Consider the following 19,119-nt stretch of genomic DNA (forward strand, 5'->3'; position numbering starts at 1 on the left):
ACACATATATGAATCCGAAGCACTTTCTTGAGCTTGTTCTATTAGCGGCCATTTGGGGTGCTTCGTTTTTATTTATGCGTATTGCTTCACCCGCGTTTGGTGCAGAAAATATGGCGGCACTGAGAGTCGTTATTGCCGGAATTACTCTTTTACCTGTTTTTGCACTGACCGCAAAAAAGTACTTAGAACCTATGCCAAAGGACGTCAAAAGCCAAACCATAATAAACCTAACTCTGGTGTCTGTAGGTAATTCCATCATTCCATTCTTTTTGTTTGCGTATGCGACTCTCACACTAGAAGCGGGACTTACATCTGTTGTTAATGCAACGACACCACTGTGGGGTGCCTTTTTTGGAGTCATTTTGTTTGGCGCACGCTTGAACAAATTAGGCTGGTTAGGGCTAGTAATAGGATTAATTGGAGTGGTGATACTGACCGCTCACAAGTTGTTTGACGGCCAAATCTCAAACAACACAAATGACCTGTTGGCCATCACTGCCGTGATAGGTGCTACAGGGCTGTATGGCATCGCTTCAAACTACTCTAAGCACAGCTTGAGTAGTATTCCATCGCTATTGGTCGCATCAGGAACCATGGTGATAGGCGCTCTCATTGTTATTCCTATTTTGATGTTGAATACGAACTGGGCGTTTTTGATGTCGATTGAGCTGTTGCCTTGGTTATCACTTATAGGTCTTGGTGCAATTTGTACCGGCATTGCTTATTTAATATTTTATCGCTTAGTCGAACAAACCAGTGCCACAACCGCAATGTCAGTGACTTACCTCATCCCGATGTTTGGGGTGTTTTTTGGTTGGATTTTTTTGAACGAGCCAATTTATATCAATATGTTTTTTGGCGGCGTGCTAATTTTATTCGGTGTAATGTTAACCACTGGATTAATAAAGAGAAAACAAACTCTGGTAAAAACCTGCTAAAAACCAACCGATAATCGAACAAAAACTTTTCACATTTTGTTCATAATTTTTTCACTTTTAGACTTTACTTTGTCCCCCGTTGTGATAAAACCGAGATAAGCATTTTGAGTGATTAATTTGTCATCACTCATCATCCTTATGAAAATAATAATTACACATTAAGGGGGCCATTATGGAAGGGCTAGCTGAGTTATTTGAAACTTCGACACAAGATACTCCAAAGAGATCAAAACGAGGTTCAAAACGGAAATGGCGAGAAATCGAATCCATTAAAGAAAAATATCGGTTAAGGAACGAACTGAAAGACATAGACTATTCATTAGACTACGACCTAGCAGACTTAGATTTTTAAGACTGTTGCACTTACCTCAAGGCAAGTGCCAGGTTATCGGGCTCTTGCCTTGATTAACTAACAGCTCATTAGCTGTTATAAAGTGCTTGTTCCCAAAAAAACCTTTCCTCGCTGACAGAGGAGAAGGATGTACACTCTTTAAAATATGATGGCGTTTCGCGTCAATCAGCGCTTCTTTTTTTTGTGCAAAGGCTCCCCACAGCATAAATACAACGCCTTCCACTTGATCACTAATATAGCGAATAGCTTCATCCGTGAATGTCTGCCACCCCAATTTTTGGTGCGCATTGGCGTTGCCCTGCTCTACCGTCAATGTTGCATTTAATAACATGACGCCTTGTTCCGCCCAGTGGCTCAAATCACCATGATTTGGCATGGTAAAATCGTCGAATTCATCGACTAACTCTTTGAACATATTGCGTAATGAAGGAGGGATCTTTTCACCTTTGTTAACGGAAAAGCTAAGTCCGTTGGCTTGATTTGGACCGTGATAAGGGTCTTGGCCCAAAATCACTACCTTTACATCGGTCGGCGCAACGGCTTCAAATGCGGCATAAACTTGTGACTCAGGTGGATATACAACACAACATGAGCGCCTAGCTTTGATCTCTTGTTGCAACTCAATAAAATAACTTTGCTGAGCTTGCGATTCAAAAAACGTCTGCCAATAAGGATTTGTGATCATAATAGTAGTGAAAAAATAAAACAGGCTGTTAATTTTACGCTTAAACAAAGGATTTCCAACTGATTTTCATCACTTAGCTAAGCAACTTATTAATTTCTCTACTAGGCTATAGTGGGAAAAATAATAAATTTATTTGTATCAATTCTTTAGTTATAAATTTGTATTGAAATTACAATCAGATAAACTAAAGAAATCCGTCTTGTCTGGATACGTCAGTCAAGGAAGTTTCAATTAAGGTTTTAGATTGCATGAAGCAAAGTAGCAGCATTTCAAAACGTTTACTTTTTAGTGTCTTGTCCGTGTATTTCGTACTAACGTTTTTGGTAACCTGTGTACAAGTTATTGCGGAGTACCGCAACACAAAAAGCTACATTAGCAATGAATTACAAACCCTCGAAAACACATTTTCAGCCAGTTTAACTCGAGCCATTTGGGAACTAAATACACCACAGGTCATTTCTATTTCTGAAGGACTCATCGCTATCCCTATGATTGAAGGTGTTGTTATTCGCGAAGATACCGGCGAACTCCTCACCCAAAAAGGCGAAGTAAGTAAACTAGTAGAACAACGTGAAGAGTTAGTAACCGAAGGGGAGCTCATTGAAGGTGAAAATGGCTTATTCGGTTATCGTTTTCCTTTGGTATTCCAGTTTTCCAACCGCAACACCCTAGTTGGTGATGTCACCCTATACTCCTCTAGAAATGTGGTCGTTGACCGAATAATTCTATCGATTTACTTTATGCTTGGCAGTGCCATTGCTAAGACGACATTTTTAATAGTGTTGTTTTTAATGGCGTTTCGCAAACATCTAACCGACCCTCTAGAGGAGCTCGTCGACCAGATTGAGCATATTGATTTAGAATCACTGGAAGATAGCATAATCGACGTTAAGCGAGTTCAAGGTTCTGAGCTACTGGTGATTCAAGAAGCATTTAATAAAATGATGGGGCGGTTTTGGGAATCTCAAATCGAACTCAAGCAAACCCAGAAAAAGCTGTTAAACAGCAATGACATGCTCGACCAACAAAACTTGTTACTAGAACAAGAAGTTGCCAAAAAAACCGCTAACCTCAGCCAAGCTATGATGGATTTGCAGAAGCAAAAATATCAGTTGGAAACCAAACAAAGTGAGCTCAAACAAGAAATTGAAATGCGTTCACAAACTGAAAAGCGACTCGTTGAAAAAACCCACGAGTTAGAAAAGACCATCGAAGACTTGAGATTGGCGCACGGAAAACTAGTTGAATCAGAGCAGCTCGCTGCACTAGGCGGTTTAGTTGCAGGTATTACTCACGATGTGAATACCCCAATCGGCGTTGGTGTCACGGCAGCGAGTGTGTTAGCCGAGCGTTTAAAAGACATAGACAAAAAACTACACGACCAATCTCTCAGTGCTTCTGATATGAAATCGTTTTTAACTGAGAGTAACCAAAGCGTTGATTTACTTTTGTCTAACTTACAACGCGCCAGTGAATTGATTGCCAGCTTTAAACAAATTGCCGTCGATCAGGCAAGTGAGGCAAATCGTCAAATTAATGTGAAGGACTATCTTCATGAAATTACTATTTCACTCAAACCTGAGCTCAAGAAGAACGCTCACAAAGTGAATATTAGTTGCCCTGAAGATCTAGTCTTAGATTTACCTGCAGGCGCGATATCACAGATCTTTACAAATTTCCTTCTCAACAGTGTTATCCATGGATTCGCCGACAAACGCGAGGGTCAAATAGATATCAGAGTCAAAGACAAAGTTGACTTGATTGAAATTCAGTACTCAGATGATGGTTGTGGTATTTCAGAGCAAGAACTCACAATGCTATTTGAGCCATTTTATACCACCCGTCGTGAACAAGGCGGTTCAGGCTTAGGAACAAACATTGCGTATAACTTAGTTAAACAAACCTTAAACGGTGAGATCACTGCTTCAAGTAAACCTGGGGAAGGCTTAACTTATCTGATCAAAATTCCAAAGGTCGCAAGAGACTAAATACTTTTTTGTGAAACTAGGTGTTATAAACTGACGGTTTGATATCATCTGTGCCCCGACATTTTTGAGAAGTGAAGTATGTGGTTTAACAACGCTTTAATTTATAAATTTACCAAGCCTTTCGATCTCACCGCTGAGCAAATCGCCGAGCAACTGCAAACTCATGTGTTTCGCCCTTGCGGCAGCCAGGATCAGATGAAACAAGGTTGGGTGCCTGCAATTCCTGGTACCGAAGCATTATTACACGCGGCAAACACTTGTTACCTTATCAGCTTAAAAACTGAAGAAAAGATTTTGCCTACAACTGTTGTTAAAGAGGCCTTGGAAGAAAAGGTTCAGCTTATTCAGCACGAACGTGGTCAAAAAGTCGGTAAAAAAGAGCAACAATCTCTTAAAGAAGAAATCATCCAACAATTGTTGCCAAAAGCCTTTACCAAAAGTAGCCGCTTGTATGCTTACATAGATGTAAAAAATCAATGGATTGTTGTCAATTCAAGTAGTGCCAACAAAGCCGAAACCCTTTTAGCATTGTTGAGACAATGCCTAGGCTCTTTGCCTATTTTACCGCACAAGCCAGAGCAAGATCTGATGCTCGCTATGACACAATGGGTAAAAGAAGATGATTTACCAGTACCCTTTATGTTTGCGAGTGACATTGAATTAAAGGCACTGGATGAAGAAGGGGCATCTGCGAAATTAAAAAACCACGATGTCACCGAAGATGAAGTTCAGCTTCATATCAGCAACGGTAAATACGTGCACAAGCTAGGACTCGTGTGGGACGAAAAAGCCAAATTTGTGATCAACGAGGAAGCGGCACTTAAACAAATTAAGTTTTTGGACATTGTTAAAGAACAAACGGATGATGTTCCTAACGATGATAAACTAGCGAAATTTGATGCTGACTTCGCGCTAATGACAGGTGAGTTAAATAATTTAATCAATGATTTAACATTAGTCTGGGATACACCAAGCGAATAAACTCTATTCTAAATAATAAAAAAGCCAACGATGACATTCTCAAGCGTTGGCTTTTTTGTATCTAAAGTAAAGTGTGATTAAGCAAACACCGACTTGATGTCACTTAACGACTTATTAAATTCATCTGACTTAAAGTACTCAACGTCGTCCAATACGCCTTTGTCGATAAATGTATGATATTTATCTTCGTCACTTAAACCTTTACCAAGAACATCAGTGTAGAAAGCCCCAATACGGACAAAGTCAATGTAGCTTATCTCTTTGGTTTGGTAAGCTAGGTCGCTCCACTTCTCAGCAACTTCAATAAAGTCACCTGAAAATTCCCAAGAGCGCATTATTGCGCCGCCAAGCTTGCCAGCCATTCTCTTGATCGCCGTTTCTAAGAAACTTGGGTTGGCAAACACTTCTTCATGTCGCTCAGCCTCGGTCAATATAGGTAACACACCGATACTGTGAACCAACGCCGCCAATGTAAGCGTATCAATATTCAATGAACTGTGACGGTGCTCTTTTGACCAATGTTGCATGACTGCCATTGATGCGCACGCAACCGAGACAGTTTTTTCCCATGTTTTGTTCATATAATCACGAACGAGTTCATTTTTAGATACAAACAACTGCTCCATCGCAATTGCAGTCGCTATGTTTTTAATTTGACGTAAACCAATACGGGTCACCGCTTGATTGAGGGACTCAACCTTAACTGAGCGCCCCATAAATGCGCTATTGGCTACTTTCACCAATCGTGCTGACAACGCCGGATCTTGTGCGATTACATCGGCCATCATATTGAGGTTTACGTCAGGATCATCTGCCGCCTCTCTAATCTTGATGGCTATTTCAGGAAGAGTGGGGAGGACTAATGAGTCGCTTTGAATTTTTTCGACCAAAATGGTCAACAAGGCGTTTTCAGTAGACATAAAGCGTCCTTCTAAATCACTAAACAATGAGAGTTTTTATAAATTGGAGTTACCTAAAGAATACTAGCTCAGTATTTTTATTTAGCCATTAAACTTGTCGGATAATTTACTATTTATTGATATGTAACAAACATTTATTTCAACTTAACCGATTTGGCATCATGAGCGGTTTTAAGCATGGTTCGACTTTCCGCTAAGAAAGTTTGAGACTTATCACCAAACCACAGAGCCACCTCGTCAAATTCTTTTTTAAATGCCTCTTTATCGTCTTGAACCAAATCATCAATAGCAAACTTCAGCTCTTGGAAGAAGTCAGCACTGAGCTGCTTGATGTCTTTAGCATTGTAAATAATATCTGCATAAAGTTGTGAGTTTTGGGCAAACAAGCGCCCTGTCATTGCAAGCTCAAGTCGATAAATAGGCGAGCTTAACCTCAACAACTGCTCTAGATCAGGGTTTTGCCGTGCCAAAAAGCGACCATAAACATACGTCGTAAAGTGGCGCATCGCCTGGATCAACTCCATACTTTTATCGTGAGCTGTCGCCTGATCTACTTCCAAGATTGCGCCCCAAAGTGCTAATTGGTCAATCAACCATTGATAAGCCATCGGCTCACGGCCATGACAGACCACCACAACCTGTTTTACAAAGTTAGGTACATCTGGACCAAACATCGGGTGTAAACCTACCACAGGCCCTTGGTGAGCACTCAACATCGCATTTAACGGCTCACCTTTTAGTGATGTTAAATCGGCAAGAACACAGTCCTCAGGCAACTTAGGCAACTGATGAATGACGTCTTCGGTGACTTGGATCGGTACTGCAACAATAACCAAATTCGCTTGTTGCCAGACTTCTTCGGCAACAGGCCAATCTTCTTTTTCTATTACGCGAGTCTGATAACCAGAACGCTCAAACATATCGACAAAACGTCGGCCTAACGCGCCTCGTCCACCAATGACAATGACATTGGCGCCAGGGTTTAAGCAGCGGTATGAATTATGCTGACTTTGATACGATTCGCGCATGATTCGGCGTAGTACATCTTCAATCAAATCAGGATTAACCGACAATGACTCTGCCATCGCTCGTCGCTTGCCAATAAGTATTGCCTCACGCTCGGGATCATAAATCGCCTTGCCCACCTGTTTTTTATACTCGCCGACCTTCGCGGTTACCGCTTGTCGTTTGGCAAGTAGTTCAACAAGTTGAGAGTCTATCTCGTCGATTTCGAGGCGTAATTTATCTAAAGCCACAGTGTTCCCTATTACGATAATATGGTGAGGTTTATTGAAAATGTATGATGACCTTGAAATTACGATTTCATAAGCGATAAAGCAAGGGCTGAGGGGCCTAGAAGTGAAAAATAGCGGGGACTGGCGATTTTATCGTCCAAAATCATACTCTTTCGGATACAAAAAAGGAGCACAGTGTGCTCCTCTTTTTTCATCGAAGTTAACAAGAATACCTTGCGGTATATTACTTCTTGATAGATAACTTCTCTTTGATACGTGCTGACTTACCAGAACGCTCACGCATGTAGTATAGTTTAGCGCGACGTACGTCACCACGACGTTTAACTTCGATGCTATCGATAATCGGGCTGTGCGTTTGGAATGTACGCTCGATACCTTCACCGTTAGAGATCTTACGAACTGTGAAAGAAGAGTGTAGGCCACGGTTTTTCTTCGCTAATACGAAACCTTCAAACGCCTGAAGACGCTCTTTGTTGCCTTCTTTTACGCGTACTTTTACAACTACTGTGTCACCTGGCATAAATGCAGGTACATCAGACTTCATTTGCTCTTCTTCAAGAGCTTTAATGATGTTTTGACTAACTTTGCTCATTATATTCTCACTTTTCTAGATTACACTGCATATCTAAACATTGTCGGTATTGTCGTGTTCCTGTTGGAACTCGCTCAACAATCGATTCTGTTCGTCAGTCAGAGCTAGATTGTTAATTAAATCAGGTCTTCGCAACCAGGTTCTGCCTAGTGACTGCTTTAAGCGCCACTGTCGGATTTTTTCGTGATTACCGCTAAGTAACACGTCTGGCACCCGTTGGCCTGCCAGTACTTCAGGTCTAGTGTAATGGGGACAATCAAGTAAACCGTCTGCAAATGAATCTTGTTCGGCTGACAACTTATGGCCTAGCACACCAGGAATCATTCGCGACACTGCATCTATCAGTGTCATGGCCGGTAACTCACCGCCACTTAGAACAAAATCTCCAATCGACCATTCTTCATCGACTTCCGATTGAATCACCCGTTCGTCTATCCCTTCATAACGACCCGCGACCAGCACTAACTTTTTGTTTTGTGCTAGTTGTTTAACGCCTTGCTGATCCAACTTGCGACCTTGCGGAGACAAATAAATCACCTTCGCACCTTCGCCAGCGGCTTGTTTGGCTGCGTGTATCGCATCCGTCAGCGGCTGCACCATCATTAACATTCCTGGACCTCCACCGTAAGGGCGGTCATCCACTGTACTATGTTTGTCATGGGCAAAATCACGAGGATTCCACGCATTAAACTCTATAGTACCGTTTTTAATGGCTCTGCTGATTACACCTTGCTGGGTAATCGCGTCAAACATTTCCGGAAAGAGAGAAATAACCCCTAACCACAACTGACAACTCATTGTCAGAATCCCGGATCCCAGTCCACCGTTATGGTGTTTTCTTCCTTACTGACTGAAAGAATTACATCGTCCTGAATATACGGTATTAGTCGTTCTGTTTGACCGAATGCGTCTTTCGCGTTTGCATCGACAACCAGTACGTCATTTGAACCCGTTTCCATAAGGCCAGATACTTTACCTAAGTCGTAACCTTTATCAGTTACTACCTGCATGCCCTTAAGGTCACGCCAGTAGAACTCATCGTCTGCCAATTCAGGCAGTTGGTCAGCGCGAACTGAAATTTCTGCGTGAAGCCAAGCTTCTGCATCGTTTCGAGTATCTACACCTTCGAACTTAGCGATAAGGCCTTTGTTGTGTCGGCGCCAATCGGTCACCTTCACTTGATGTTGCTGTCCGTTATTGGTTACAAACCACGGACTATATTCGAAGATTCCTTCCGGAACTTCGGTAAAGGCGTTAACTTTGAACCAGCCTTTAATGCCGTAACTGGCACCAATTTTACCGACTAGAATTAACTCGTCTGAATTATTTAACTGACTCATTTATAAACCTTTACTTATGTTGCTACATTAAGCCGCTTTCGCGTCTTTAATGATCTTTGCAACGCGGTCAGAAACCTGTGCACCAACACCAACCCAGTGCTCAACACGATCTAGGTCGATACGGATCTTTTCTTCTTGACCAGCTGCAATCGGGTTGAAGAAGCCAACTTTCTCAATGAAACGACCGTCACGTGAACGGCGGCTATCTGCAACTACGATTGAGTAGAATGGACGTTTTTTCGCGCCACCACGAGCTAAACGAATAGTTACCATAATTTCCTCAATTATTACTAATGGTTAAGGTGAATATTCACCACCCTTTTTAGACACCCTAAAAAAGGTCGCGCAATTGTACGGATCTGGTGAAAAATTTCAAGTTGAATTTATATCCAGGCTATAAACTCTACAAATATTTTAGCCATCAAACCCAAAAATAAACATTGCGCCTGCCTATAATGAAAAAAGGCCGCCGAATGGCGACCTTTTTGGCTTATATATATTTTCAAACAAAAGCGTTATTTGAGTCTTGGAAATCCGCCAGGCATTTTCGGCATTCCACCACCGCCTAAACCACGCATCATCTTCATAAGGCCGCCGCCTTTCATTTTCTTCATCATCTTTTGCATCTGAGTAAACTGTTTTAACAGGCGGTTAACGTCCTGAACTTGCGTACCACTACCTGCTGCAATACGACGTTTGCGTGAACCTTTTAACAAGTCAGGATGAGCGCGTTCTTTTGGTGTCATCGAGTTGATGATGGCTTCCATTTGAATGAACTGCTTGTCATTAACCTGACCTTTTACCGAATCAGGAATTTTGCCCATACCCGGCATTTTGTCCATCAAACTCGCCATACCGCCCATGCTGCGCATTTGAGTTAGTTGATCACGGAAATCTTCAAGGTCAAAACCTTTACCCTTCATGACCTTTTTAGCGACTTTTTCTGCTTTTTCCTTGTCTATCTTTGATTCGATTTGTTCAACAAGAGATAAAACATCACCCATGCCTAAAATTCGGCTGGCAATTCGCTCAGGATGGAACGGGTCTAAAGCATCGGTCTTTTCACCCATACCAATAAATTTGATTGGCTTACCGGTAATGTGACGAATTGACAATGCGGCACCACCACGAGCATCACCGTCGGCTTTGGTCAGGATCACACCTGTAAGTGGCAATGCTTCGTTAAAGGCTTTTGCCGTATTCGCGGCATCTTGACCTGTCATTGCATCAACAACAAATAGTGTTTCAACTGGATTAATCGCCGCGTGTAACTCTTTGATCTCGTCCATCATAGCTTCGTCGATAGCCAAACGACCTGCCGTATCGACTAAAAGAACGTCAAAGAATTTCTTTTTCGCATGTTCGATTGCACCGTTAACGATATCAATCGGCTTTTGTTCTACGGTACTTGGGAAAAACTCAACATCAACTTCTGATGCTAAGGTTTCCAACTGCTTAATAGCGGCAGGACGATAAACGTCCGCACTGACAACTAAAACCGATTTCTTCTTTTTCTCTTTTAAAAACTTAGCAAGCTTACCAACAGACGTCGTTTTACCCGCACCTTGCAAACCCGCCATCATAACAACTGCAGGTGGTTGTGCAGCGAGATTTAAGTCTTCGTTCTTTTCGCCCATGGCTTTTTCAAGCTCAGACTGGACGATTTTTACAAACACTTGACCTGGCGTTAGGCTTTTACCAACTTCTTCACCAACGGCACGCTCTTTTACTGCCTTTACAAATTCACGAACGACAGGCAACGCAACGTCGGCTTCTAATAACGCCATACGTACTTCACGCAGGGTATCTTTGATATTGTCTTCTGTTAGGCGGCCACGACCACTGATTTTTTTCAGTGATTCGGATAAACGATCGGATAAATTGCTAAACATGAACTATCACTGCTCTTGGTTTTAAAAATTAGAATACTGTTGGCGATTATATACAGGTGCGGCATTAAAATATAGCTAGACTCATGCTTTTGTCTTACTGATAGCTAGTCTATTACTGGGAATCGTGTTATTTTTCATGCTCACGTTAATGATAATGTTTCTTATTTAAGGAAAAACTGGTGAGCGTCATCTTTATCGGCCTAATAATTTGTTTTATCGGCTTTTTGAGTAGCTCTGTACTCTGCGCAAAATCAATTTACAGCAAAGCCCAAAACAACATAAAAATCATATTATTATGTGCTGTCCTTGCCACTGCCCTCGAGTTAATTCTCGCGCGTCAAGCCTTGTACCTCAATGGCCAAGTCCACTTATCGTTAGCGTCTATGTCTTTATTGGTCAGTAGCTTGATTAATGCTGTTATTATTTGGCGTTCGATCAAACAATTCAACCCCATGATGATTTTGGTCACCACGGGTTTTGGCGCCTTATTGAGTTTATTATTGTTGTTAACTCCAGAGCAGTCAGCTTTATATACAAGCGGTTTAAAAAGCTCTTCTATCCCCATGGTCGTACATATAGTGTTATCAGTCGCGGCTTATTGTGTGTTAGTTATTGCTTCTTTATATGCTCTGCAATTCCACTACATCGACTCTAAATTAAAAGCAAAAACCTTATCGCTGAATAGTTATTTACCGCCACTTAGCGTGGTCGAAAACCAACACTTTAAATTAATGTCTTTAGGTGTTGCTTTGCTCACAACAGCCCTTATTACAGGCTTTGCATTTTTGGATAGCATGTGGTCAGAAAACTATGCCCACAAAACAGTGCTCTCTCTCATCGCATGGGTAATTTTTGCGTCATTAACGGTTGGTCACAAAATATATGGCTGGCGTGGACATAAAAGTGCCGTCGCGACTATCATAGGTGCTATCATTCTATCTTTAGGTTACTTTGGTAGCCGCTTCGTCAGAGAAATTTTGTTAAGTTAGGGCTTTTTCTTGACGTTAGCTTAAAAGATAATAATTATAGATTTCTAAAAGTTACATAGGAACCAATTACTTGGACGATATATCAACGGGTTCGCTGTTTATTGCGTTAGCCGTGCTTATTCTTATTTCTGCTTATTTTTCTAGTTCTGAAACTGGCCTGATGGCCATAAATAAGTACCGTCTCAAACACCTCGAAAACGAAGGCCACAAAGGGGCATTAAGAGTTTCTAAATTGATGGCTCGACCTGATCAATTGATTGGTCTGATCCTAATCGGAAACAACTTAGTGAACGTAGGCGCATCGTTTTTGGCAGCCGAAATCGGTCGTCGATTGTATGGCGATGTCGGTTTGGCAGCAGCCGCAGTTGTGCTTACCTTTGTGATCTTGATTTTTGCAGAAGTAACGCCGAAAACCCTTGCTGCTCTGCATCCAGAAAAGGTCGCATATCCAAGCTCGTTCGTACTGAACCTGTTGATGAAACTACTGTATCCATTTGTGATCCTCATCAACTTTATTACCAATGGTATCTTAGTCATGTTAAAAGTCAGTGCTAAGGACCGCGAAGAGCACAGCTTGAGTAGTGAAGAGCTCAGGACCGTTGTAAACGAATCCAGTGGCCTACTTCAAGACAAACAACAAAACATGTTGGTGAACTTATTAGATATCGAAAACATTAAAGTTGAAGATATCATGGTACCTAGAAACGAAATTTTTGCTCTAGATATCAACAGTGAATGGAAAGACATTCAACGTGCATTGGCCAACGCGCAACACACTCGTTTATTGTTATACAGAGACAACATTGATGATGCTGTCGGCTTTATCCACGTTCGTGATGCATTGCGTTTATTGGCGAAAGATGAATTTAGCAAAAGTCAGCTTTTACGTGCCGTTCGAGAGATTTACTTTACGCCTGAAGGCACCTCGATCTTTATTCTGATGCAAAAGCTTCAGCAAAATAAAGAGCGTATCGGCCTAGTTGTCGACGAGTATGGTGATATCCAAGGCTTGTTCACATTAGAAGATATTCTTGAAGAAATCGTGGGTGACTTCACAACGGGTATGGCTGTGTATACGAGTGACGACGTAGAAGAACTCAAAGACGGTTCATTTGTAATTGAAGGTGGCGCTAACATTCGCGAAATCAACAAAGAAATGAACTGGGAACTGCCTACTGACGGCCCTAAAACTCTAAACGGTCTTGTTCTTGAATATATGGAAGACATTCCAGAAGAGAACATCATGATAGAAATCGACGACTACATGGTCGAAATCATTGATGTAACAGACAATAAAGTGGCAAAAGTCAGGGTTATCCCGCCTCAAGACGACTAATCCCGTCTATATTGAATTCAATAAAAAAGCAGTGCCCAAACGTTTTGATTGCGTTTATTGCACTGCTTTTTTTATCTTTATCAATCGTTAGTTAACGCACTGATTTTTCACCGCGGCCTAGGCCTATTACTCCCGTTCGTGCGGTTTCGACAATGTTAAATACTTGTGAAATTGTACTGATAAACGCGTCGAGCTTCTCGCCATCTCCTACCATTTGAATCGTGTAGGTCGAAGGTGTGACATCAACAATTTGCGCTCTAAAAATATCTGCAGTGCGCTTCAATTCATCTCGTTGTGCCGGCGATACCGCTTTCACTTTTATCAGCATCAATTCGCGCTCGACATGAGATAATTCAGTCAACTCAAATACTTTTAATACGTCAATGATCTTATTGAGTTGCTTACTGATCTGTTCGGCAATTTTAGCGTCTCCGGATGTCACAACAGTCAGGCGTGACAGAGAGACATCTTCGGTTGGCGCAACAGTTAAACTATCGATGTTAAAGCTACGCTGAGAGAACAAGCCAACCACTCGAGACAAAGCACCTGGTTGGTTTTCTATGATCAGAGAAATAATTCGCTTCATGAACGCTCTCCTTTTCTGATCCACATATCGTTAACTGCACCACCTTTAATTTGCATTGGGTAAACGTGTTCCTCTTCGTTAACTATCACATTGATAAATACAAGGCGGTCTTTTATCGACAACGCATTTGCCAAGTCTTGTTCTAAAGAATCAGCACTATCAATCGTAACGCCAACATGACCGTAAGCTTCAACTAGCTTGGTAAAATCAGGTAAGGATTCCATATAGGAGTGAGAGTGGCGACCTTGATAAATCATGTCTTGCCATTGTCTAACCATACCCAAAGAAGAGTTATTCAAAAGAACAATTTTGACCGGAATATTGTATTGCAGACAGGTCGATAATTCTTGAATATTCATTTGAATCGAACCGTCACCTGATACACAAACCACCTGAGCATCTGGATAAGCTAACTTAACTCCCATCGCGGCAGGAAAACCAAAACCCATGGTCCCAGCACCGCCTGAGTTAATCCATCGTCTTGGTTTATCAAACGGATAATATTGCGCCGCAAACATTTGGTGTTGACCTACATCTGAGCACACAAATGCATCACCGTCAGTAACCTTGTACAACGCCTCGATAACCTGTTGGGGCTGAATCGAGCCCTTAGGTTGGTCGCCTTCAGTTAGTGCTGCGTCGACACTCTCTTTTTTATAGTTCAAAGAGTCTCGCGCACGCCACTGATCAATTTGGGTCCACCAAGCCTGCTGAGCTTTTGTATCTGGCTCATAACCAATTGCGTACAGACGAGCAAGCAGCTGATCAACGACCTGAGACAAATCCCCAACAATTGGAATATGGGCATTCACAATTTTGGCAATCGTAGCAGGGTCAACATCAACGTGTATAATCGTCGCATTAGGACAAAACTTTTCGATGTTGTTAGTCACTCGGTCGTCAAATCTTGCCCCTAGCGCCAAAATCACATCGGCATTCGCCATGGCACTATTGGCTTCATAAGTTCCATGCATACCTAACATGCCCAAAAATTGTGGGTGAGTCCCCGGAAATCCCCCTAACCCCATCAATGTATTGGTCACAGGCGCATTTAAAACCTCAGCTAACTCTTTTAGTTGCGCAGATTTATCTGAGGTAATCAGGCCACCGCCTGTATAAATAACGGGTCTCTTAGCTGAAGTTAAAGTTGCTACCGCCTTATTGATCTGCTTTTGATGGCCTTTCTTAGTTGGCTTGTACGAGCGCATCTCAATATTTTTAGGCAATGCAAAATCATACAAAGGCGTGTTATGGACTAAGTCTTTTGGGATATCGACGACAACAGGCCCCGGCCGACCTGTCGTAGCGATATAAAATGCTTTAGCTATGTACTCAGGAATATCTTCGGTTTTTAGACACAAAAAGCTGTGCTTTACGATAGGACGCGAACAACCAATCATGTCAGTTTCTTGGAATGCATCTTGACCAATGACCGAGCTCGGGACCTGTCCTGAAATCACAACCATAGGAATAGAGTCCATATACGCAGTCGCAATGCCTGTAATAGCATTCGTTGCGCCTGGCCCTGAAGTCACTAATACGACCCCAGGTTTACCTGTTGCTCTTGCATAACCGTCCGCAGCATGTGTTGCAGCTTGTTCGTGACGGACTAAAATATGCTCGATGTCAGGCTCTTGATATAAGGCATCGTATATATCTAATACCGCGCCGCCCGGATAACCAAATAACAATTCAGTTCCAAGTTCCTTTAGTGATTGGATCACCATTTGGGCGCCGGTGAGCCGAAGCTTTTCCGTCATTGTCTTTCCCACTTTTATTTTAAAAATAACTCAAAAATTGGATTGTCGGTTTCATCAAACCAATCAAATCCGGTTTCATCTAAATGCTGATGTAATCGCTCAATATTGCGCGTCAATTGTTGTGTTGTGTTTGGTTCAGTTGACGTTGAAACGTTGAAGCCACACAACACCTGTCCTATCGCAGCACCGTGATTGCGATAGTGAAATAAAGTAATGTTCCAGCCATCACCCAAAGTACTCAAAAACTTTGACAAGGCACCAACGTGTTCAGGAAACTCAAAGCGATACAGCCGCTCAGTAAATTGATCATTCAACTTACCTCCAATCAAATGACGTCCGTGTAATTTAGCCATCTCATTATTCGATAGATCGGTAAAAGCAAAATTTCCCTGTGCTAAACGATGAAACACTTGTTCTAACTCTTGATGGCCTTGGCGTAATTTAAGACCGACAAAAATTTCCGCTTCGTTTAAGTCAGGCTGAAAGCGATAATTAAACTCGGTTACAGCTAATGGCCCCAAGGTTTTACAGAAGTTTAAAAAACTGCCCTTTTGCTCTGGGATTTTAACCGCCAAAATCGCTTCTTTATTGGCACCTAACTCAGTGCGCTCGGATACGTAACCTAATGTATTAAAATTAAGGTTGGCACCTGAGCATATAGCCGCGATGTTCATCACCGGCTGAGCTTTGTTATCAATATCGCTATCTGAACTATCCTGTTGTTTGAGCCACTTTTTACTGCCAGCTAAGGCAACGGCGCCCGAAGGTTCGACACACACTCTTTGGTCGTCAAAAATATCCTTTATCGCACTGCAAATTTCATCCGAACTAACAGTTATACAATCGTCAATAAACTGGTTTGCCACATCAAAACTGACATTGCCGACTTTTTTAACCGCCATACCGTCAGCAAAACTACCAACGTAGTCCAATAACACCGGCTCTCCTGCGCGCCAAGCTGCACCAAAAGAAGCGGCCGTTTCGTCTTCAACTGCGATGACTTTAATGTGAGGTGCGAGCTGCTTAATATAAAAGGCAACCCCAGCCAACAAACCACCGCCGCCAACCGGCACAAACACAGCATCTAAGTGGTCGTGTTGTTCCAGTAACTCTTTTGCAACCGTACCTTGTCCAGCTATAACATCGATGTCATTAAACGGCGGGACAAATACAGCGCCCGATTCCTGTGCTAGTTGCTGAGCATAATCATTCGCTTCATCAAAGGTCTCACCGTGTAACACGGCTTCGCCACCAAAACGTTTAACCGCATCTACCTTAATACCAGGTGTTGTGATCGGCATGACGATTTTGGCCGATAAACCCAATGTGCTTGCCGACAAGGCGACGCCCTGAGCATGATTTCCAGCAGAAGCGGTAATAACACTTTGATGACCCTGTTTGGCCAGCTTTTTAATTTTGTTGTGTGCCCCTCTGATCTTAAATGAAAAGACTTTTTGTAAATCTTCTCGCTTAAGCCACAACTTATGACCTGTACGGGCCGACAAATCTGTGAGCTCAGTCAGGGGCGTGTGCTCAACGATGTCATAAATCGGAGCTAACAATATATCTTTGAGTAGAACACTTGGGTCAACGCTTTTCACTAACTTAATAAACTCTTATCTCTTACCGCCCCTTGGTCAGCGCTTGTTGCAAAAGCAGCATACGCTTTTAGGGCAAAACTAACTTCTCGGTCGCGATGTTCTGGTCGCCATGCTTTGTCGCCTTTGGCTTCCATTTGTTGTTTTCGTTTGCTCAATTCTTGTTCTGATACCACAAGCTCGATTTTGCGATTTGGGATATCAATATCAATTCGATCGCCATTTTGAATCAACGCAATAGGGCCTTTGTTTGCAGCCTCTGGCGAAACATGGCCAATAGACAAACCTGACGTTCCACCAGAAAAACGTCCATCGGTGATCAACGCACATTTGGTGCCTAATCCCATCGACTTTAAATAGCTCGTCGGATACAACATTTCTTGCATCCCTGGACCACCTTTGGGGCCTTCGTAACGGATAACAACCACTTCTCCAGCAACGACTTCGCCATTTAAAATACCGTTAACGGCATCGTCTTGACTCTCGTACACGTGCGCAGGACCAGAAAAAGTAAGATTTTCTTCGGCTACGCCAGCCGTTTTTACAATGCAGCCTTTTGGCGCAATATTACCGGACAAGTTAGCTAAGCCGCCATCTTGGCTAAATGCAAATTCACGACTGCGAATACAACCGGCTTCGCGATCGTCATCCAACTCTGGCCAATAACAATCTTGGCTAAAGGCTTTGGTGGTCGGAATCCCTGCAGGGCCAGCTTTGTAAAAAGACAAAACATCGGCATCTTGGCTTTGTTTGATATCCCACTTCGCCAAAACATCTTTAAGTTGGCCACAAATATGACCTACGGAATCGTCTAACAAATTGGCTCGTTGTAATTCGCCCAATATAGCCATAACGCCACCTGCTCGGTGCACATCTTCCATGTGATAATCTTTAGTTGCAGGTGCTACCTTACAAAGATAAGGAACCTCTCGAGATAAACGGTCAATGTCATCCATCGAGAACTCAACTTCACCCTCATGTGCAGCAGCGAGTAAATGGAGTACCGTGTTGCTCGAGCCACCCATAGCTATATCTAAGCACATTGCATTTCTAAACGCCTGCTGGTTGGCAATATTTCTCGGTAATACTGAATAGTCATCGTGTTTATAGTGGCGTTCGCACAGCTCAACAATTAACTTACCGGCTTGTTCAAACAAGCCTTTGCGTTGAGCATGAGTGGCTAACATTGATCCATTGCCCGGTAATCCTAACCCCAAAGCTTCTACTAAACAGTTCATTGAATTGGCAGTGAACATTCCGGAACACGAACCACAGGTGGGACACGCGGAGCGCTCGACTTGTTTAACAGTCTCGTCATCAACACTTGGGTCTGCGGCCTGAACCATGGCATCAACAAGGTCCAGTTTGATCACTTGATCTGACAACTTGGTTTTGCCTGCTTCCATCGGTCCACCAGATACAAAAATTACTGGGATATTTAACCTTAGCGCAGCCATTAACATGCCCGGTGTGATCTTGTCGCAATTAGATATACACACCATGGCATCGGCACAATGGGCATTAACCATATATTCCACTGAATCAGCGATAAGCTCACGCGACGGAAGGCTATACAACATGCCACCGTGGCCCATGGCAATACCATCATCAACCGCAATGGTATTAAATTCTTTAGCAATGCCACCAGCCGCTTCTATTTGCTCGGCGACAAGCTGTCCAACTGGCTGCAGGTGAACGTGGCCCGGTACAAACTGAGTGAAAGAGTTAACGACCGCGATTATCGGTTTGCCAAAGTCTTGCTCTTTAACGCCAGTTGCTCGCCATAAAGCGCGCGCGCCAGCCATGTTTCTGCCGTGTGTTGTGGTTGCGGATCTCAGTTTTGGCATTAGTTACTCTTTTTTTGGGCTCTTGTTACAGGCGTTTATTTTTTAACACTATTTTTGAA

General features: G+C 42.6%; 18 protein-coding genes. 6 read left to right on the plus strand and 12 right to left on the minus strand.

The features are described from left to right. Positions 1-8 precede the first annotated feature (8 nt). Both J1N51_RS06325 and J1N51_RS06330 read left to right on the plus strand, forming a co-directional pair. Positions 9-938 carry a DMT family transporter gene (locus J1N51_RS06325; protein WP_208833088.1) on the plus strand — a complete coding sequence of 310 codons (930 nt, stop codon included), beginning with the start codon at positions 9-11 and terminating at the stop codon, positions 936-938. Between the two features lie 172 nt (positions 939-1,110). Then, on the plus strand, positions 1,111-1,290 hold the full coding sequence (locus J1N51_RS06330; protein WP_208833089.1) for a DUF3545 family protein: 180 nt from the start codon (positions 1,111-1,113) through the stop codon (positions 1,288-1,290). 16 nt (positions 1,291-1,306) lie between these two features. Here J1N51_RS06330 and ung read toward each other — a convergent pair whose 3' ends face one another. Continuing rightward, positions 1,307-1,975: a uracil-DNA glycosylase gene (ung, locus tag J1N51_RS06335; protein WP_208833348.1), complete on the minus strand. Its 669-nt coding sequence runs from the start codon at positions 1,973-1,975 to the stop codon at positions 1,307-1,309. Between the two features lie 248 nt (positions 1,976-2,223). Here ung and J1N51_RS06340 point away from each other — a divergent pair, with 248 nt between their 5' ends. Together J1N51_RS06340 and rdgC are read left to right on the plus strand one after the other, a co-directional pair. Next, entirely contained in the window at positions 2,224-3,963 is a 1,740-nt protein-coding gene (locus tag J1N51_RS06340; RefSeq protein ID WP_208833090.1) for a sensor histidine kinase, read from the plus strand. Positions 3,964-4,041: 78 nt separating this feature from the next. Continuing rightward, complete coding sequence (gene rdgC, locus J1N51_RS06345) at positions 4,042-4,944, plus strand: recombination-associated protein RdgC (RefSeq protein ID WP_208833091.1); 903 nt, start codon at positions 4,042-4,044, stop codon at positions 4,942-4,944. A gap of 77 nt (positions 4,945-5,021) precedes the next feature. On the opposite strand, the gene J1N51_RS06350 is transcribed toward rdgC, so the two are convergent. The 7 genes from J1N51_RS06350 to ffh all read right to left on the minus strand — a co-directional run bounded on the left by J1N51_RS06350 (position 5,022) and on the right by ffh (position 10,944). After that, on the minus strand, positions 5,022-5,864 hold the full coding sequence (locus J1N51_RS06350; RefSeq protein ID WP_208833092.1) for an HDOD domain-containing protein: 843 nt from the start codon (positions 5,862-5,864) through the stop codon (positions 5,022-5,024). Positions 5,865-5,998: 134 nt separating this feature from the next. Further along, complete coding sequence (gene tyrA / locus J1N51_RS06355; RefSeq protein ID WP_232842877.1) at positions 5,999-7,120, minus strand: bifunctional chorismate mutase/prephenate dehydrogenase; 1,122 nt, start codon at positions 7,118-7,120, stop codon at positions 5,999-6,001. A 223-nt stretch (positions 7,121-7,343) separates the two neighbouring features. Further along, positions 7,344-7,712, minus strand: a complete 369-nt coding sequence (rplS, locus tag J1N51_RS06360) for a 50S ribosomal protein L19 (RefSeq protein WP_208833093.1) — start codon at positions 7,710-7,712, stop codon at positions 7,344-7,346. 33 nt (positions 7,713-7,745) lie between these two features. After that, complete coding sequence (gene trmD / locus J1N51_RS06365) at positions 7,746-8,510, minus strand: tRNA (guanosine(37)-N1)-methyltransferase TrmD (RefSeq protein WP_408635891.1); 765 nt, start codon at positions 8,508-8,510, stop codon at positions 7,746-7,748. A 2-nt stretch (positions 8,511-8,512) separates the two neighbouring features. Further along, positions 8,513-9,052 carry a ribosome maturation factor RimM gene (gene rimM / locus J1N51_RS06370; protein ID WP_208833094.1) on the minus strand — a complete coding sequence of 180 codons (540 nt, stop codon included), beginning with the start codon at positions 9,050-9,052 and terminating at the stop codon, positions 8,513-8,515. Between the two features lie 27 nt (positions 9,053-9,079). Then, positions 9,080-9,325, minus strand: a complete 246-nt coding sequence (gene rpsP, locus J1N51_RS06375; RefSeq protein ID WP_208833095.1) for a 30S ribosomal protein S16 — start codon at positions 9,323-9,325, stop codon at positions 9,080-9,082. 242 nt (positions 9,326-9,567) lie between these two features. Beyond that, positions 9,568-10,944: a signal recognition particle protein gene (gene ffh / locus J1N51_RS06380; protein ID WP_208833096.1), complete on the minus strand. Its 1,377-nt coding sequence runs from the start codon at positions 10,942-10,944 to the stop codon at positions 9,568-9,570. Positions 10,945-11,123: 179 nt separating this feature from the next. Here ffh and J1N51_RS06385 point away from each other — a divergent pair, with 179 nt between their 5' ends. After that, positions 11,124-11,933, plus strand: coding sequence for a cytochrome C assembly family protein (locus J1N51_RS06385; RefSeq protein WP_208833097.1), 810 nt, complete (start codon positions 11,124-11,126; stop codon positions 11,931-11,933). A gap of 70 nt (positions 11,934-12,003) precedes the next feature. Then, entirely contained in the window at positions 12,004-13,269 is a 1,266-nt protein-coding gene (locus tag J1N51_RS06390; protein WP_208833098.1) for an HlyC/CorC family transporter, read from the plus strand. A gap of 91 nt (positions 13,270-13,360) precedes the next feature. On the opposite strand, the gene ilvN is transcribed toward J1N51_RS06390, so the two are convergent. The 4 genes from ilvN to ilvD are packed head-to-tail and all read right to left on the minus strand — an operon-like array spanning position 13,361 to position 19,060. Further along, positions 13,361-13,855 carry an acetolactate synthase small subunit gene (gene ilvN, locus J1N51_RS06395; protein WP_208833099.1) on the minus strand — a complete coding sequence of 165 codons (495 nt, stop codon included), beginning with the start codon at positions 13,853-13,855 and terminating at the stop codon, positions 13,361-13,363. Then, positions 13,852-15,615 (minus strand): acetolactate synthase 3 large subunit, encoded by a 1,764-nt coding sequence (locus J1N51_RS06400; protein ID WP_208833100.1) that lies wholly within the window; start codon positions 15,613-15,615, stop codon positions 13,852-13,854. Before J1N51_RS06400 ends, ilvN begins: the two co-directional genes overlap by 4 nt. Positions 15,616-15,629: 14 nt before the next feature. Further along, positions 15,630-17,216: a threonine ammonia-lyase, biosynthetic gene (gene ilvA, locus J1N51_RS06405; protein WP_208833101.1), complete on the minus strand. Its 1,587-nt coding sequence runs from the start codon at positions 17,214-17,216 to the stop codon at positions 15,630-15,632. Then, positions 17,216-19,060, minus strand: coding sequence for a dihydroxy-acid dehydratase (gene ilvD, locus J1N51_RS06410; RefSeq protein ID WP_208833102.1), 1,845 nt, complete (start codon positions 19,058-19,060; stop codon positions 17,216-17,218). Before ilvD ends, ilvA begins: the two co-directional genes overlap by 1 nt. Between the last annotated feature and the right edge of the window lie 59 nt (positions 19,061-19,119).

The organism is Psychrosphaera ytuae (assembly GCF_017638545.1).
In the GTDB taxonomy this organism is placed as follows: Bacteria; Pseudomonadota; Gammaproteobacteria; order Enterobacterales; family Alteromonadaceae; genus Psychrosphaera; species Psychrosphaera ytuae.

Coding starts and splice junctions, on each gene's coding strand:
- J1N51_RS06325 (WP_208833088.1), top strand. CDS start 9: ATGAATCCGAAGCACTTTCTTGAGCTTGTTCTATTAGCGGCCATTTGG.
- rpsP (WP_208833095.1), bottom strand. CDS start 9,325: ATGGTAACTATTCGTTTAGCTCGTGGTGGCGCGAAAAAACGTCCATTC.
- J1N51_RS06400 (WP_208833100.1), bottom strand. CDS start 15,615: ATGACGGAAAAGCTTCGGCTCACCGGCGCCCAAATGGTGATCCAATCA.
- rplS (WP_208833093.1), bottom strand. CDS start 7,712: ATGAGCAAAGTTAGTCAAAACATCATTAAAGCTCTTGAAGAAGAGCAA.
- rimM (WP_208833094.1), bottom strand. CDS start 9,052: ATGAGTCAGTTAAATAATTCAGACGAGTTAATTCTAGTCGGTAAAATT.
- J1N51_RS06330 (WP_208833089.1), top strand. CDS start 1,111: ATGGAAGGGCTAGCTGAGTTATTTGAAACTTCGACACAAGATACTCCA.
- J1N51_RS06340 (WP_208833090.1), top strand. CDS start 2,224: ATGAAGCAAAGTAGCAGCATTTCAAAACGTTTACTTTTTAGTGTCTTG.
- ilvN (WP_208833099.1), bottom strand. CDS start 13,855: ATGAAGCGAATTATTTCTCTGATCATAGAAAACCAACCAGGTGCTTTG.
- J1N51_RS06350 (WP_208833092.1), bottom strand. CDS start 5,864: ATGTCTACTGAAAACGCCTTGTTGACCATTTTGGTCGAAAAAATTCAA.
- rdgC (WP_208833091.1), top strand. CDS start 4,042: ATGTGGTTTAACAACGCTTTAATTTATAAATTTACCAAGCCTTTCGAT.
- ilvD (WP_208833102.1), bottom strand. CDS start 19,060: ATGCCAAAACTGAGATCCGCAACCACAACACACGGCAGAAACATGGCT.
- trmD (WP_408635891.1), bottom strand. CDS start 8,510: ATGAGTTGTCAGTTGTGGTTAGGGGTTATTTCTCTCTTTCCGGAAATG.
- ffh (WP_208833096.1), bottom strand. CDS start 10,944: ATGTTTAGCAATTTATCCGATCGTTTATCCGAATCACTGAAAAAAATC.
- ung (WP_208833348.1), bottom strand. CDS start 1,975: ATGATCACAAATCCTTATTGGCAGACGTTTTTTGAATCGCAAGCTCAG.